Origin of the sequence: Streptomyces cahuitamycinicus (assembly GCF_002891435.1) — a bacterium.
Classification (GTDB): domain Bacteria; phylum Actinomycetota; class Actinomycetes; order Streptomycetales; family Streptomycetaceae; genus Streptomyces; species Streptomyces cahuitamycinicus.
In genome coordinates, this window is sequence record NZ_POUC01000732.1 from 1 (window position 1) to 2,308 (window position 2,308).

General features: G+C 71.1%; 2 protein-coding genes and 1 pseudogene. 1 reads left to right on the forward strand and 2 read right to left on the reverse strand.

The window, feature by feature from the left end:
- Both C1J00_RS42205 and C1J00_RS42210 read right to left on the reverse strand, forming a co-directional pair.
- Positions 1 to 231: pseudogene (locus C1J00_RS42205) on the reverse strand (hypothetical protein); the annotation flags it as partial.
- Between the two features lie 87 nt (positions 232 to 318).
- Positions 319 to 669: a metallopeptidase family protein gene (locus C1J00_RS42210; RefSeq protein WP_031137833.1), complete on the reverse strand. Its 351-nt coding sequence runs from the start codon at positions 667 to 669 to the stop codon at positions 319 to 321.
- Between the two features lie 83 nt (positions 670 to 752).
- Here C1J00_RS42210 and C1J00_RS42215 point away from each other — a divergent pair.
- Positions 753 to 2,308: metallophosphoesterase family protein (locus tag C1J00_RS42215; protein ID WP_180989902.1), on the forward strand; the 1,556-nt coding region annotated here is incomplete at its 3' end.

The following is a 2,308-nucleotide window of genomic DNA, read 5'->3' on the forward strand; positions in this document are numbered from 1 at the left end:
CTTCTTGCCCTTGCCGCGCCCCCGCTCGCTCTCCTCACCGGCAGCGCCGAACCCCGCGCCACCGCCCGACACCGCCGGCCCGCCGTCCGGAGCCTCACCGCCCCGTTGCCCGGCGGAGTGCGACGGCTTGACGCTCCCACCCGCGTCGTCGCCGACGCTCATGCAGCCGGCGGCAGCGGCGACCGCCACAACCGTGGCGGCCAGTCGGACGGGTACGTACAAGGGGCGCACGGGGCCACCTCCGGAAAGGGTGAGGGAGTCAACACCTCCAACTCCCGCCGCCCACAAGAGGACACGCGCCCCGCATTCACAACCCGGTCAGCCGTAACCCAGGGCGTGAAGGCGCTCGTCGTCGATGCCGAAGTGGTGCGCGATCTCGTGCACCACGGTGATCTCCGTCTCCGCGACCACGTCCTCCCGCGACTCACACATCCGCAGCGTCGGATTCCGGTAGACGGTGATCCGGTCCGGCAGCACACCGGCGTACCACTCGCCCCGATCGGTCAGCGGAGTCCCCTCGTACAGCCCGAGCAACTCGGGATCGTCCGCCGGCGGCTCGTCCTCGACGAACACCGCGACGTTGTCCATCAATCGGGTCAACTCCGGCGGGATCCGGTCGAGCGCTTCGGCGACCAGCTCCTCGAACTCCTCACGCGTCATCTCCAGCACAGGCCCATTGTCGGCCACACCCCCGCCGTACGAGAGCCTTCCGGCGCCGCATATCCGCCCGCGCACTTGGGCATACGGGACCAATGGCCCGCGTCCCCGCCGCAGTCCTGAGCGTCCTGAAACCGATCCGCAACGCCCCACGCGCCCTGGCCCGCCACTACCGCTCCCGCCAGGCACCCGCCACGATCGAACTCGTGACACAGCCGCACCCGTGGACCCGTGCGGTGGGACTCGTCGCCGTCGTCCTCCTCGGCGCCTGGCTGGGGCTGCTGGTCGTGGGCAACGTCCGGGCCCCGGTCGGCCCCATGAACACCACCATGACCCTGCGCCCGTCCTTCACCGGCGGCACGAAGATCAACATCTCACCCCTGGGCGCCCTGGAACTGAACAGCCACATCGCCCCCGTCCGCCTGGACGTCAACATCGACCAGCTCGACCCCGAGCGCTCCCAGGCCCTCGTCGACCACCCCGAACGCCTCTCCGGCCTCCAGGACGAGGTCACCGAGGACGTCGGCCGCGGCACCCTCGACCTGGCCCTGCGCTCCGGCGTCGCCGTCGTCGTCGGCGCCACCACCCTGGGCCTCGCCGTCTACCGCCGCCCCCGCCGCGCGATGGCCGCCGGCGGCCTCGCCCTCACCCTCCTCGCCGCCTCGGGCGGCACCGCCTACGCCACCTGGCGCCCCGACTCCGTCCTGGAACCCAGGTTCTCCGGCCTGCTCACCTCGGCCCCCTCCCTGGTCGGCAACGCACGCAGCATCGTCACGGAATTCGACGTCTACCAGAAGGAGTTGGCCCGCCTCGTCACCAACGTGACCAAGCTCTACGACGCCACCTCGACGCTCCCCGCCTACGCACCCGACCCCTCCACGATCCGAGTCCTGCACGTCTCCGACATCCACCTCAACCCGGCGAGCTGGAAGATCATCGCCTCGCTCGTGGAGCAGTACAAGGTCGACGTGATCGTCGACTCGGGCGACACCATGGACCACGGCACAGCCGCCGAGAACGGCTTCCTGGACCCCATCGAGGACCTCGGAGCCCCCTACGTCTGGGTCCGCGGCAACCACGACTCGATGATCACCCAGCGCTATATGCAGCGCCTCAGGAACGTCCACGTCCTGGACGACGGCAAGGCCAAGACGATCAAGGGCCTGCGCTTCGCCGGCATCGGTGACCCGCAGTTCACCCCCGACCGGTCCCGGCGGATCGGCGCCCGCCAATCCCAGGAACTGGCCGGCGCCCGCCTGGCCACCGCCCTGCGCGACCAGAGCACGGCCGGCACCCCGGTGGACGTCGCCATCGCCCACGAGCCCGCCGCCGCCCGCGGGGTCGACGGCGAGGTCCCCCTCGCCCTGGCGGGCCACCTCCACCACGACGAGATGGAGATCCTGAAGTACGGCACCCGGCTCCGCATCGAAGGCTCCACCGGCGGCAGCGGCCTGCGCGCCATCGAAGGCAAGCACCCCGACCCCATCGAGGCGTCGATCCTCTACTTCGACCGGGACACCCGCCACCTCCAGGCCTGGGACGAGATCGAACTGGGCGGCCTCGGCCTCACGACGGCCGAGGTCAGCCGCCACCTCCCCAAGGAGAACCTGCCCGGCGCGACACCCTCCCCGAGCACCCCCACGGAGGGCAC